12 protein-coding genes are annotated in these 11,066 nt (G+C 73.6%); 5 read left to right on the forward strand and 7 right to left on the reverse strand.

The window, feature by feature from the left end; all coding sequences use genetic code 11:
• Nucleotides 1-7: 7 nt before the first annotated feature.
• Nucleotides 8-388, reverse strand: a complete 381-nt coding sequence (locus V7E46_RS31215; protein ID WP_333771559.1) for a hypothetical protein — start codon at nt 386-388, stop codon at nt 8-10.
• A gap of 148 nt (nt 389-536) precedes the next feature.
• Here V7E46_RS31215 and V7E46_RS31220 point away from each other — a divergent pair, with 148 nt between their 5' ends.
• The 3 genes from V7E46_RS31220 to V7E46_RS31230 all read left to right on the forward strand — a co-directional run bounded on the left by V7E46_RS31220 (nt 537) and on the right by V7E46_RS31230 (nt 3,626).
• Nucleotides 537-893, forward strand: coding sequence for an STAS domain-containing protein (locus V7E46_RS31220; protein WP_333771560.1), 357 nt, complete (start codon nt 537-539; stop codon nt 891-893).
• A gap of 107 nt (nt 894-1,000) precedes the next feature.
• Complete coding sequence (locus V7E46_RS31225; protein WP_333771569.1) at nt 1,001-2,206, forward strand: phospholipase D-like domain-containing protein; 1,206 nt, start codon at nt 1,001-1,003, stop codon at nt 2,204-2,206.
• Nucleotides 2,207-2,354: 148 nt separating this feature from the next.
• Nucleotides 2,355-3,626 (forward strand): NAD(P)/FAD-dependent oxidoreductase, encoded by a 1,272-nt coding sequence (locus tag V7E46_RS31230; RefSeq protein ID WP_333771561.1) that lies wholly within the window; start codon nt 2,355-2,357, stop codon nt 3,624-3,626.
• 624 nt (nt 3,627-4,250) lie between these two features.
• Here V7E46_RS31230 and V7E46_RS31235 read toward each other — a convergent pair.
• The 5 genes from V7E46_RS31235 to V7E46_RS31255 form a co-directional block, all read right to left on the reverse strand.
• A complete protein-coding gene (locus V7E46_RS31235) occupies nt 4,251-5,129 on the reverse strand; it encodes a glycoside hydrolase family protein (protein WP_333771562.1) in 879 nt (292 codons plus the stop codon).
• A 15-nt stretch (nt 5,130-5,144) separates the two neighbouring features.
• Nucleotides 5,145-5,657: a thaumatin family protein gene (locus V7E46_RS31240; RefSeq protein ID WP_333771563.1), complete on the reverse strand. Its 513-nt coding sequence runs from the start codon at nt 5,655-5,657 to the stop codon at nt 5,145-5,147.
• Between the two features lie 219 nt (nt 5,658-5,876).
• On the reverse strand, nt 5,877-6,071 hold the full coding sequence (locus V7E46_RS31245; RefSeq protein WP_329181678.1) for a ferredoxin: 195 nt from the start codon (nt 6,069-6,071) through the stop codon (nt 5,877-5,879).
• Nucleotides 6,072-6,100: 29 nt separating this feature from the next.
• Entirely contained in the window at nt 6,101-7,339 is a 1,239-nt protein-coding gene (locus tag V7E46_RS31250; protein ID WP_333771564.1) for a cytochrome P450, read from the reverse strand.
• A gap of 175 nt (nt 7,340-7,514) precedes the next feature.
• Entirely contained in the window at nt 7,515-8,012 is a 498-nt protein-coding gene (locus tag V7E46_RS31255; RefSeq protein ID WP_333771565.1) for a MarR family winged helix-turn-helix transcriptional regulator, read from the reverse strand.
• 398 nt (nt 8,013-8,410) lie between these two features.
• Here V7E46_RS31255 and V7E46_RS31260 point away from each other — a divergent pair, with 398 nt between their 5' ends.
• Nucleotides 8,411-9,028, forward strand: coding sequence for a DNA polymerase ligase N-terminal domain-containing protein (locus V7E46_RS31260; RefSeq protein WP_333771566.1), 618 nt, complete (start codon nt 8,411-8,413; stop codon nt 9,026-9,028).
• A gap of 227 nt (nt 9,029-9,255) precedes the next feature.
• The gene (locus tag V7E46_RS31265) at nt 9,256-9,876 is read left to right on the forward strand and encodes an L-threonylcarbamoyladenylate synthase (RefSeq protein ID WP_333771567.1); all 621 of its coding nucleotides are present in this window, start codon (nt 9,256-9,258) and stop codon (nt 9,874-9,876) included.
• A gap of 28 nt (nt 9,877-9,904) precedes the next feature.
• Here the strand turns inward: V7E46_RS31265 and V7E46_RS31270 are convergent, their stop codons facing one another.
• The gene (locus V7E46_RS31270; protein WP_333771568.1) at nt 9,905-10,705 is read right to left on the reverse strand and encodes an IclR family transcriptional regulator; all 801 of its coding nucleotides are present in this window, start codon (nt 10,703-10,705) and stop codon (nt 9,905-9,907) included.
• Between the last annotated feature and the right edge of the window lie 361 nt (nt 10,706-11,066).

An 11,066-nucleotide genomic window follows, 5' to 3' on the forward strand; every position in this document is an offset into this window, starting at 1 on the left:
TCGGGGCTCACTTCTTGCCGCGTGCCGCCTTCTTCGCCAGGGTGCTGGCCGCCGCTGCCTTCTCCGCCTTCGTCGCCTTGGGGTCGGCGAGCTTCTTGCCCGCGGCGGACGCGGCCTTCGTACTCGTCTTGCCCTTGCTCTTGGGCGCCTGCGACAGAGCGCTGGCCGCGGCGGTCTTCTCCGTCTTCGTCGCCTTCGACGCCTTCACCGTCTTACCCGCGGCGGACGCGGCCTTCGTACCGGTCTGAGCCTTGCTCTTGGGCGCCTGCGACAGAGCGCTGGCCGCGGCGGTCTTCTCCGTCTTCGTCGCCTTCGACGCCTTCACCGTCTTGCCCGCGGCGGACGCGGCCTTCGTACCGGTCTGAGCCTTGCTCTTGGTGCTCGCCATGCTGAACATCACCTTTCCAGCCGGACTGACTGTCAGCCAGGTATGTCCGCGCCTACCCGGATGCCCCGCACCGATGCCGGGTGACGTGGTCGAGACCGTGACCAGGGCTTTCCGGACTGGCTCGGCGCGGGAGGGGCATACGAACGCCATGACGACTGAGACGACGGCGCCTGCGGCGCGGGCCGTTCACGCTTCCGAGGCGCCTTCCACGCTGCTTGCCCGGCCCGGCGGACCGCCGGTCGTGGAGCTGGCCGGGGACCTGGACCGCGAGGTACTGGCCGGGCTGGCCACGCGGTTGGAGGCGCTGGCCGACCGGCACGACGTGGTGGTCCTGGACGCCGCGGCCGTCACCTTCGCCGACTCCGACTTCCTGCGGCTGCTGGTCGGCATGCGCCGCCGCACCGACCTGCGGGTGGCCGCGCCTTCACGGGTGGTCAGCAGGCTGCTCCGGCTGACCGGCGTGCCCGCCGCGGTGAGCGCGGCCACGCCCCGGGAGCGCGGGTAGCGCCCCGTAGGCCGGGCCGTCCGCCCGCCGCCTCCCCTCGTCCCTCGGACCGACGCCGTCCGACCGCCACCGCACGCACTCGTTTGGGGGGTCCCCGCATGACCGCCATGGAAGTCCACGCCCCGGAAACCCGCACCGACGGCCGAGCTCTCGACCCGGCGGCGCAGACCCAGCGTCTGCGGCGGCGGCTGGAGCGGCTGATCGGTGTCGCCGCGACGGAGGGCAACGCGCTCAGGCCGCTGCGCAACGGCGACGAGATCTTCCCGGCGATGCTCAAGGCCGTGCGCGAGGCGCAGCACACCATCGACATGATGACGTTCGTCTACTGGCGCGGCCAGATCGCCAGGGACTTCGCCGCCGCGCTCGCCGCCAGGGCCCGTCACGGTGTGCGGGTGCGGCTGCTCCTCGACGGTTTCGGCGCCAAGGACATCGAGCCGGAGCTGCTGGCAGACATGGACGCGGCGGGCGTACAGGTCGGCTGGTTCCGCAAGCCGCTGTGGCTGTCGCCGCTGAAGCAGAACCACCGGTGCCACCGCAAGGCCCTGATCGTGGACGAGCAGCTCGCCTTCACCGGCGGCGTGGGCATAGCGGAGGAGTGGTGCGGCGACGCGCGCGACCCCTCGGAGTGGCGCGACACCCATGTCGAGGTGCGCGGGCCCGCCGTCGACGGCGTCGCCGCGGCCTTCGCGCAGAACTGGGCCGAGTGCCACACCGACCTGTACGACGAACGGGACCGCTTCGTCGCACACGAGCAACCGGGCCGCTCCATCGTGCAGGTCGTACGCGGCTCGGCCAGCATCGGCTGGCAGGACATGCAGACCCTGCTGCGTGTCGTCATCACCTCGGCCGAACAGCGGCTCCGGCTGTCCACCGCCTACTTCGCGCCCGACAGGTACTTCGTCGACCTGCTGTGCGCGACCGCGCGGCGCGGGGTGCAGGTGCAGATCCTGCTGCCCGGTCCGCACACCGACGAGCGCGCCTGCCGGCTGGCCGGACAGCACCTCTACGCCGCGCTGCTGGAGGCGGGGGTGGAAGTTTTGGAGTACCAGCCGACGATGCTGCACACCAAGATCCTCACGGTCGACCGGGTGGCGGCGCTGATCGGCTCCTCCAACTTCAACCGCCGGTCGATGGACCACGACGAGGAGGTCATGCTCGCGGTCCTGGACGAGGAGTTCACCGCGGGCCTGGACGACGACTTCGACCGCGACCTGCTGCGGGCCGAGCCCATCGACCCCACCCGCTGGCACCGCCGCAGGCTGCTGCAACGCGCCCGCGAGCTGGCCGTGCAGCCCATCCGGCGATTCCTCTGAGGCACGCGCCGCCGCGTACGGCGGTCGTGGGCACGGCTCGGCGCCTCATCCGCCGACCCGGGAGGCCCGGACGGCGCGGGAACCCGGCGCGGGCCGCCCGGGCCTGCATCATCGAGGCAGCGGCATACGCGATGGACGGAGGTCGGTGATGGCGGCGGAGGTGGATGTCCTGGTGGTCGGGGCCGGCGTGGCGGGGCTGTCATGCGCGCAGGACCTGACGGCCGCGGGGCTGCGCGTACGGGTGCTGGAGGCCTCGGACGCCGTCGGCGGCCGGATGCGTACCGATGTGCGCGACGGCTTCCGCTTCGACCGCGGCTTCCAGGTGGTCAACACCTCCTACCCGCAGATGCGCGCCCGGCTGCAACTGAGCGAGCTGTACTTGCGCCCGTTCAGCCCCGGCGTCCTGCTGCACACCCCCCGCGGCAGGCTGCGCTTCGCCGATCCCACACGCACCCCGCGGCTGGCCGCCGACCTGCTGCCCGGACGGCTGGCGTCGCTGCGGGACCTGTCCGCCCTGGTGATGCTGAGCGCCCGGGACCTGCTCGCGCCGCCGCGGGTGCTCAAGCACGCGGCGGACCGTACGACCCGCACGGCGCTGGCCGACGCGGCGATCGGCGAGGATCTCGTGGAGCGGCTGTTCCGGCCCTTCCTGTCGGGGGTGTTCCTGGAGGACGGGCTGGAGACCTCCAGCCGCTTCTTCCACCTCGTGTGGCGCTCGATGCTGCGCGGCACCCTGTGCCTGCCGGCCAGGGGCGTCGCGGCAGTGCCCGAGCAGATGGCCGCCGCGCTGCCCGAGGGCGCCGTGGTCCTGGGCGCCCCGGTGGAACAGCTCACCACCGACGGTGTGCTGACCGCGCTCGGGGAGGAGCAGCCGGCCCCGGCCGTGGTCGTCGCGACCGGGCCCGGGGCGGCGGCGGAGCTGCTGCCCGGTCTTGACGTGCCGGCCGTCCGCTCGGTCACCACCTACTACCACGCGGCTCCCGCCAGTCCGCTGGCCGAGCCGACACTGATCACGGACACCGCGCGGCGCATCCTGAACACCGTGGTGATCAGCGAGGTCAGCCCCACGTACGCGCCGCGCGGACAGGCGCTGGTGTCCACCTCCGTGCTCGGCGCGGACGAACGGCCGGGCCGCGAGGCGGAGATCCGCCGCGTCCTCGCCGAGGTGTACGAGACGGACACCGACGGCTGGGAGCCGGTGGGCGTCTACCCGGTCGCGGAAGCCCTGCCCGCGATGGTCCCGCCGTGGCCGCTGAGCCGCACCACCCGCCACTCCCCCGGCGTCTACGTCTGCGGCGACCACCGCGCCACCGGCTCGGTCCAGGGCGCGATGGCCTCGGGCGCCCGCGCCGCCCGCGAAGTCCTCGCCGACCGGCGCGGCGGAACACCGCCGGAAGCCAGGGCCGCCCAGAACGGATGACAGCGGGCCGGGCGACCCGGCTCGTTCGAAGCGCCGCGCTCACAGCGTTCAACGCGTTCACGCCGCCGGGCCCTGAGTCGCTTCGTCCCGCGGCCCGGCCGAGGTCTGCTGGGCTCAGAGGCACCCGCGGCAGCGACCGTGCCGGGCTGCCGGCCGGCCCGTGCCGGCGTCCCGCCGGCCGCCACCGGCACGCCGCCGCCGTCCGGGACCGCGCCCGGCACATCACCACCTCGCTGAACAGCCGCTGACAGGTCCTCCGTCCGGGGGGGGGGGGGGGGGGCCGCGGGGGCCCCCCCCCCGCGCGGGGGGGGGGCGGTGCGCGCTGANCCCCCCCCCCCCCCCCCCCCCCCCCCCCCCCCCCCCCCCCCCCCCCCCCCCCCCCCCCCCCCCCCCCCCCCCCCCCCCCCCCCCCCCCCCCCCCCCCCCCCCCCCCGGCGGGAGGCGGAGGGAACCGAGGACAAAGAGCGCGCTGGGATCATCCATGGCCGAAGGGACAGGCCCGGGACGCCGATCGCCGCGGCACCCACACCCCCGCCCTGTCCGGGATTCACCAGGGAAACCGTTCTCCTTGCACCATCCGCTGCGGCTCCCGGCAGGCGCGTACGCGGACCCGGCGGTGCCGGGTCAGCCCAGGGCGCGGTAGGCGACGCCGGCGGCGTTCGGCACGGTGCCGTTGTAGAGACCGGTGGGGCTGCTGGCGGCGGACAGCGTGAACCAGGCGGACTTCTCCACGAACGACAGGCCGTTCAGCATGGTGTTCGCCGCGTTGATGAAATCGGCCTGCTGCTGTCCTGTCGGGTAGCGCGGGGTGCTGGTGGAGTAGTCGGTGAGCGCGTACTCCGTGAGCCAGATCGGCTTGTGGTAGCGGTTGTGGACGTTCTGCAGGTAGCTGCGCAGCTCGCCGGCCGCTGCCGAGGAGAAGTCGCCGCCGTACCAGTGCAGCGGGATGAAGTCGACGCGGTAGCCGCGGGAGGCGGCGCCCGACATGAACTGGTCGAGCCAGCCGCCCGGGGTGTCGCCGCCGTAGGCCACGGCGGGCGCGCCGAGCCGCAGACCGGTCGACTGGAGCCGCGGCCACAGGTCCAGCGCCTGCTGGACGGACATGTTCGCCTGGCCGCCCAGGTCGGGCTCGTTGAAGCCGAGCAGTTCCGTGCCGTGCTGGGCTGCCTGCGCCAGGTTCGCGTCGGTGACGGAGCCTGCGCCCCAGATCATCGGCACGAATTCGACGCCGGGCGGCTGCGCGACACCTGCGGGCGTGGCCGACCAGTTGTAGAACCAGTGCGCGCCGACGTCGGCGAGCGCCTGCGCGGCTCCGCTGACGGAGGTGACGCTGATGCCCTTGCGCGTGCCGGACGCGCGGGCGGCGGGGGCGCGTACGCCGAGCGCCAGCACCATGAGCGCCGCGACCAGCAGCACCAGCGCGTGGCGCGCCGCCGTGCGGCGCCCGGCGCCGCCGGGGAAGCGGGCGCGGGTGGCGGGCGCGCCCGGCAGGAGAACAGCCATCTCTGCGGCCTCCGATCAGTGGAAGGTGACGGTGAAGCCCGAGCAGCCGGTGCACTGCCGCACGGCCGGCGAGAAGGCGTTGACGTAGCTCACGTCGTACCAGGGCGCGAGGCTGTCGGACGGGTCGACGGTGAACTCCGCCAGGCTGACCGGCTGTTCGCCGGCCGTGCAGCGGTCGGTGGCGGTGCCGCAGTCGCCGAGCACGCAGGGGAAGGTGCTGCCCGGGGTGCCGGAGCAGCCCTCGCGGGCGAAGAGGGTGCCGCGCCGGTGGTGCGCGGCGGTGTTCCCCGGGATGGCCACGGCGGCCGACGCGCCGGGTGCCAGGGCCGGCAGTCCGGTGAGCGCGGTCGAGCCGTCGGCGTTGACGCTGCTGACCACCCACACCGTGCGGGCGGTCCTGTTGACGAGGGTGACGGTGTGCTGGGTGGCGGTGGGCGAAGCCGTGGCAGCGGTGGCGGGTCCGGCCGCCGCCGCCACGAGACAGCCGATCGCCATCAGCAAGGCGCACAGGATCGATCGAATTCGCATGCGGTCTCCTCGGAGAACCAACGTCTCCCGACATGGTGGGACGTCCGTCCGCGGTGTCACATCCGCCATGCACATCGCAAGGCCCTGGTCTCGGCCAACCCCCCGGACGCCGGCGGGCGTGCGCGCCGCGGAACCGTCCGGGCCGGTCCGGCCGGGGAACGCCGGACCGGCCCTACTCCCCCGCCGGCCACTGTGCCGCCGGCTATCGGTGGACGGCGGTCAGTCCTTCACGAGGATGGCCTGCGCCGGGCACATCAGGGCGGCGTAATGGACGTCGTCCTCGCGCTCCAGGCCGGGCGCCTGGTCGCGCAGGACGACGACGCCGTCCTCGTCACGCTGGTCGAACACGTCCTCGGCGGCCAGCACACACTGCCCCGAGGCCACGCACCTGTTCTGGTCGACGATCACCTTCACGGGACTCCTCCTTCGCTCCTGCGGTGACGTCACCAGGCCACGGGCAGTTCGTGGACGCCGTAGACGAGCGCGTCGTGCTTGAACGGGACGCCGTCGAGGCCGGTGGCGAGCCGGAGGGTGGGGACACGGCGGTAGAGGGTGCTGTAGACGACCTCCAGTTCCAGCCGGGCCAGCGGCTGGCCGAGGCACTGGTGCACGCCGAAGCCGAAGGCCATGTGGCGGCGGGCGTCGCGGTGGATGTCGAGCCGGTCGGGGTCGGGGAAGACGGTCTCGTCGCGGTTGCCGATGTCGCTGGCGATGACCACGCCCTCGCCGGCCCTGATGGTCCGGCCGCCGACCTCGATGTCCGCCAGCGCCACCCGCCGCCGGCCGGTGTGCACGATGGTCAGGTACCGCAGCAGTTCCTCGACGGCTCCCGCGACCAGCTGCGGGTCCTGCGTCTCGCGCAGCTCGGCGAACTGCCCGGGATTCTGCAGCAGCGCCAGGGTGCCGAGCGAGATCATGTTCGCCGTGGTCTCGTGCCCCGCCACCAGCAGGAGCTGGCCCATCAGTCCCGCTTCCCGCGCGGAGAGCTGCCCGGTGGCCACATGGCGTACGGCCAGTTCCGACAGCAGGTCGTCCTCGGGCCGGTCGAGCTTCTCGCCCACCAGCCGCTCCAGGTAGCCGACCAGCGCCTCCTGCGCCGCCACCGAGTCCGCCGGGGAGGAGTCGCGGCTGATCAGCAGTCGGCTGTTGCGCTGGAAGAAGTCGTGGTCGGCGTAGGGCACCCCGAGCAGCGCGCAGATCACCAGCGACGGCACGGGCAGCGCGAACTCCTTGACCAGGTCGGCCTGCGACGGGCCGGCCAGCAGGTCGTCGATGAGGCCGTCCACGACGCGCTGGACGGCCGGGCGTAACGCCTTCACCCGCTTGACGGTGAAGGACGCCGTCACCATCCGGCGCAGCCGGGCGTGGTCCGGGTCGTCCATGGAGATGAAGGTGCGTTCGGCCTGCCGGGCCTTGACCGCCTCGGTCTGGTGCGGATAGTGCGGGTGGGTGGTGTCGGCGCTGATCCGCGGGTCGGCCAGCAGGCTGCGCTGCTGCGCGTGGCCGGTGACCAGCCAGGGCGTGCTGCCGTCCCACAGCCTCACCCGCGTCAGCGGCTCCTCCGCCTGAAGCGAGCGCAGCCCGGGGGGCGGGTCGAAGGGGCAGCCGGCCGCCCGGTGCATCGGGTAGTCGGGAGCGTCGGCTGCCTCCGGCTCGGGCAGGGTCGTCGTACTGTCGGTCATCGTTGCAGTCCCTTTCCGTACGATTGCGTGCGATCCGTGTACGGTTCTGCGCCGGGGGTGCCGAGGGCCGCGCTGCGGGGGTACGCGACGGCGGCCGGCCTCCCCGGCCCCGCGCGGACGGCTCCTGCGGGGCCGTCCACGAGGTGAGCGGTGAGGAGCTGGGCGGCGCCGGCGGTCAGGGCGCGTCGGTTCTCGCGCGGCCGGCGCCGGGGGCCTGCGGCTGCGCGGCCTGGTCGAGCAGCCGCCGGACGACGGGTACGGCCACGTGCATGGCCAGTGCCAGCGCCGCCTGGTCCTCCGGGGGGAGGGCCGCCAGCAGGTCGGCCAGCCGGGCGTGTCTGGAGCGGCGCCCGTCGGCCAGCAGCGCCCTTCCCTCGTCGGTGAGGGCGATGAGGCTGGCCCGCCCGTCCGCGGGATCACCGACCCTGGTGGCCAGGTCCTCCCGTTCCAGGCGCTGGACGAGCTGGCTCATCGACGGCTGGGCCACGCCTTCCGCGGCGGCGAGCGCCGTCAGCCGGGCCGGGCCTTCACGTTCCAGCCGGGCCATGACCGACAGCGTGGTCATGCTGAAGCCGCCGCGGTGGGAGACATGGCGGAGCATCAGGGTCGTCGCGTGCTCCAGCCCCTCGATGACGATGTTTCCCTGGCCCGCCTCACTGCGTGCACTGTCCACGCAGGGCGTTGTATCACGGGCCTATGCAGTCGGCCAGACCACCCGTGGGCGGAACACCGTCATTCGGCCACTGATCGGATGGCCGGATCCGTACGATACATAGCGGGCCTATGCAGATGTCCTGTTCCGCTGCCGCCGCAGGGACACGCGTCGGCGGTGGCCAGGCCGGCGGGCACGCCGCCGCGCGGACCGGCCGTCACCGCGCGTGCGGCCCGGGTGGAACCACCGGCGTTTCGCGTGCCCGGAAAGCGTCCCTGCCGCCCGGCCGCGGACGCGTGCCCCGCCCGGGGCGCCGTGTCGGGCGGGAGCAGCCGGGTACGCGTGGGGTGCGCGGCCACTCCGGCGGGAGCGGGCCGCCCCGGACAGCCGCCGCGCCACGCCACCGACGAGGAGGCATCGTGACCTCGAAAGAAGCTCTGTCGCGGTACCGCGGGAAGCGGGACTTCTCCACCACCGCCGAGCCACCCGAAGCGGGCGCCCCGGGCAGCGCCGGGCGGCCGCGGTTCGTGGTGCAGATCCACGACGCCAGCACCATGCACTTCGATTTCCGGCTGGAGGTCGACGGTGTCCTGAAGTCATGGGCGGTGCCCAAGGGACCGCCCGGCGACCCGCATGACAAGCGCCTCGCCGTGCCGACGGAGGACCACCCGCTGGCCTACCGGGACTTCGAGGGAGTCATCGCCGAGGGCGGATACGGCGCCGGCACCGTCATCATCTGGGACGAGGGCACCTATCGGAGCCTGGCCACCGACCGCCGCGGGCACGGGATCCCCTTCGCCGAGGCCCTGGAGAAGGGCCATGTGTCCTTCGCCCTGGAAGGCGGCAAACTCCGCGGGGGCTACGCGCTCACCCGGCTGCCCGAGGACCGCACGGGCGCACGCGAGGCCTGGCTGCTGGTCGGGCGCGGGCACCGCACGGCTCGGCGCCCCGCCCCCGACCCCCGCCGCGCACGGTCCGCCAGGACCGGACGCACCCTGCGGCAGACGGCGGCGGCCTCGGCGGACAGCGGTACGTGACAGCGGGCCGCGGAATGCCGTCCGGCCGATCATCGCATTCAGGGCATCCGGCGCGGCTTGCGCCGGTTATCCGACCTGTAGGGGACGCACCGGGCGGTTGTACGGTTGTGCGCCCCCTCCCCGCCCGCGGGCGGCAGCGTTCGCCCGGGGCGGCGGTGACCCGCTGCCGTACAGGCTCCCGCCGGCGGAAGGCCGGAAACAGCGGCTTCGCGTCATAGGCTGGGCCGATGGCACGATACTTCGACGTACATCCGGAAAACCCCCAGCCGCGCGTGATCAGCGCCGTGGCCGACAGCCTCCGCTCAGGTGCGCTCGTCGCCTATCCGACGGACTCCTGCTACGCCCTGGGCTGCCAGTTGGGCAACCGCGACGGCATCGACCGCATCCGGTCGATCCGGCATCTCGACGACCACCACCACTTCACCCTGGTCTGCCAGAACTTCTCGCAGCTGGGGCAGTTCGTGCAGATCGACAACGACGTCTTCCGGGCCGTCAAGGCCGCGACACCGGGCAGCTACACCTTCATCCTGCCGGCGACGAAGGAGGTGCCGCGGCAGTTGCTGCACCCGAAGAAGAAGACCGTCGGCGTCCGCATCCCCGACCATGTCGCGACGCAGGCGCTGCTCGCAGAACTGGGCGGGCCGCTGGTCTCCAGCACCCTGCTGCTGCCCGACGAGGCCGAGCCGATGACGCAGGGCTGGGAGATCAAGGAGCGGCTCGACCACGTGGTGGACGCCGTGGTCGACTCCGGCGACTGCGGCACCGAGCCCACCACCGTCATCGACTTCTCCGGCGGCGAGCGCGAAATCCTCCGCCGCGGGGCGGGCGACGTGGCGCGGTTCGAGTAGCGGCCCGGTCCCGCGGTCGGCCCGGGGGTCAGTCGGCGGTGTGGGAGCGGCGCTGCGACGGGGGCAGCAGCAGCACTTCGAGGGCGCCGGCGCAGGCGTGGGCGCGGGCCACGAACCACGGCAGCCGGGCGTCGGTGAGCACATCGGGGGTGGAGCGCACCGCGAGCGCGGCGTGCGCGTGGCCGGCCGCGTCCAGCACCGGGACGGCCGCGGTCCGCACCCCGTAGGCCGACTCGCCGTCGTTGAGCGCGTACCCCGCCGCCCGCACCCGTTCCAACTCGGCCCGCAGATCGTCCAGTGCGGTGATGGTGCGGTCGGTGTGCGCGTGCAGCGGCGGCAGGTCGCCGAGTTCCTGCTCGCCCGGGCGCGCCCACGCCAGCAGCACCTTGCCGAGTGCGGTCGAGTGCAGCGGGCGGCGCAGGCCGAGGCCCGCGGCCGGGTTGACGGAACCGCCGACCAGGATCACCGCGTGGGCGCCGCTGCGGATGGCCAGGTCGGCCGTTGTGCCCGTCGCCTCTGCCAGCGCGTCGAGTTCGGGCACCGCCCGGTGCATGCCCCGCTGGTGGAGCGAGAGTTGGCCCAGTTCCGCCACGGAAGGGCCGAGCCGGTAACGGGCGCTGTGCTCGTCCTGCTCCAGGAAGCCGGCGGCGACCAGCGTACGGGCCAGCCGGTGCGCGGTGGACACCGACAGCTCCATGCGGCGGGCGAGTTGGGACGCGCTCAGCTCGCCCGCGTTGTCACGGAAACAGTGCAGCAGCCGGAGTGCGCGCGTCACCGCCTGCGCTCCCGGTGGCGCGTCGGCAGCCTTGGTGCGCGCATCCGTCGTCATGGCCCAAGCATGCGGAGGCTGCCACGATCTGGCAACTGTTGCCAGAACATTGCGCCGCGTCTCCGGCCGTGAACTCTCACCCGCGAAGTGGATCCCACATCGTGGGAAAGGTTGCCTTCGGTCGAATACGTGTGCCAGCCTCCGTTGCAGACCGCAGGACACGCACCGGAACGGAAGGGAGCACCCGTGATGACCACGCCCGGCCTGCTCAGCCCGTTCCGCTCGGTGCTGTGCGCGCGGCTGTACCTGGACCTCGGCCGGTCCCGCGGCGCCAGCTGTCGCTGACCGGCGCCGCGCCCGCTCCCGTACGACTTCTCGCGTGGTGGTGTGCTCCGTGCGCCCGCCCGCCCCCTGTTGAGCC

This window comes from Streptomyces sp. IBSBF 2435 (assembly GCF_036815005.1).
Classification (GTDB): domain Bacteria; phylum Actinomycetota; class Actinomycetes; order Streptomycetales; family Streptomycetaceae; genus Actinacidiphila.

Bases quoted from the DNA above. Each gene is read 5' to 3' on its own strand.
- V7E46_RS31215 (WP_333771559.1), bottom strand. From the start codon at position 388: ATGGCGAGCACCAAGAGCAAGGCTCAGACCGGTACGAAGGCCGCGTCC.
- V7E46_RS31220 (WP_333771560.1), top strand. From the start codon at position 537: ATGACGACTGAGACGACGGCGCCTGCGGCGCGGGCCGTTCACGCTTCC.
- V7E46_RS31225 (WP_333771569.1), top strand. From the start codon at position 1,001: ATGGAAGTCCACGCCCCGGAAACCCGCACCGACGGCCGAGCTCTCGAC.
- V7E46_RS31230 (WP_333771561.1), top strand. From the start codon at position 2,355: ATGGCGGCGGAGGTGGATGTCCTGGTGGTCGGGGCCGGCGTGGCGGGG.
- V7E46_RS31235 (WP_333771562.1), bottom strand. From the start codon at position 5,129: ATGGCTGTTCTCCTGCCGGGCGCGCCCGCCACCCGCGCCCGCTTCCCC.
- V7E46_RS31240 (WP_333771563.1), bottom strand. From the start codon at position 5,657: ATGCGAATTCGATCGATCCTGTGCGCCTTGCTGATGGCGATCGGCTGT.
- V7E46_RS31250 (WP_333771564.1), bottom strand. From the start codon at position 7,339: ATGACCGACAGTACGACGACCCTGCCCGAGCCGGAGGCAGCCGACGCT.
- V7E46_RS31265 (WP_333771567.1), top strand. From the start codon at position 9,256: ATGGCACGATACTTCGACGTACATCCGGAAAACCCCCAGCCGCGCGTG.
- V7E46_RS31270 (WP_333771568.1), bottom strand. From the start codon at position 10,705: ATGACGACGGATGCGCGCACCAAGGCTGCCGACGCGCCACCGGGAGCG.